This window comes from Autumnicola psychrophila (assembly GCF_031846645.1).
Classification (GTDB): Bacteria; Bacteroidota; Bacteroidia; order Flavobacteriales; family Flavobacteriaceae; genus Autumnicola; species Autumnicola psychrophila.
Genome location: NZ_JAVRHN010000032.1, coordinates 1 through 759, shown reverse-complemented (window position 1 = coordinate 759; position 759 = coordinate 1). Strand labels below are relative to the sequence as shown.

2 protein-coding genes are annotated in these 759 nt (G+C 39.9%); both read left to right on the top strand.

All coding sequences use genetic code 11. The features are described from left to right. Positions 1-401: transposase (locus RM541_RS17375; protein WP_311501399.1), on the top strand; the 401-nt coding region annotated here is incomplete at its 5' end. 28 nt (positions 402-429) lie between these two features. Beyond that, positions 430-609 carry a hypothetical protein gene (locus RM541_RS17370; protein WP_311501398.1) on the top strand — a complete coding sequence of 60 codons (180 nt, stop codon included), beginning with the start codon at positions 430-432 and terminating at the stop codon, positions 607-609. The last annotated feature ends 150 nt before the right edge of the window (positions 610-759 follow it).

The following is a 759-nucleotide window of genomic DNA, read 5'->3' as shown; positions in this document are numbered from 1 at the left end:
GTGGTAAGAAGCTCCAGCGCCAGTATAAAGATCATCTTAGCGATTTTAAAGAGTGGGATCAAAAACCTCATTCCAAAGAATGGCTCATCTTCCCTGAGAACATCAGTTCAAAGCTCTCTATAGATGAGACAGCACTCTCCAAAGGAGAGTTGTATACCATCATTACCAATAAAAAAGCTAAGGGTAGAAAAGGCAGTATTGTAGCTATTTTCTCAGGAACCAAGGTAGAACCTATTATAGAGCAGCTTCTTAGAATACCAACTTCAAAACGAGCACGAGTCAAGGAAATCACCTTAGATATGGCCAATTCAATGAAAATCATTGCCAGGAAATGTTTCCCTAAGGCCATACAGGTCACCGACCGCTTCCATGTGCAGAAACTCACCTTAGAAGGATATTAGGATCAAGCACCGATGGGAGGCTATAGATATGGAAAATGAACAGATTAAACAGGCAAGATTAAAGCAAAAGGAATTTAATCCCGAAATCTTTGAAAATGGAGACAGCAGAAAACAACTATTAGCACGTTCCCGTTACCTGCTCTATAAAGCTCCTTCCAACTGGACAGAGAATCAATACCAACGTAGTAAAATCCTCTTCGAGCAATAACCGGATATAAAGCTAGCTTTTAACCTCACACAAAGACTTAGAGATATATTTAATAAAGCAAAATCAGTGGAAGTAGCCTATACAAAACTCGCCCACTGGTACAAAGATGTAGAGGAGACGGGATTTAAGACCTTCAATACCATTGCCAAC

Bases quoted from the DNA above. Each gene is read 5' to 3' on its own strand.
- RM541_RS17370 (WP_311501398.1), top strand. From the start codon at position 430: ATGGAAAATGAACAGATTAAACAGGCAAGATTAAAGCAAAAGGAATTT.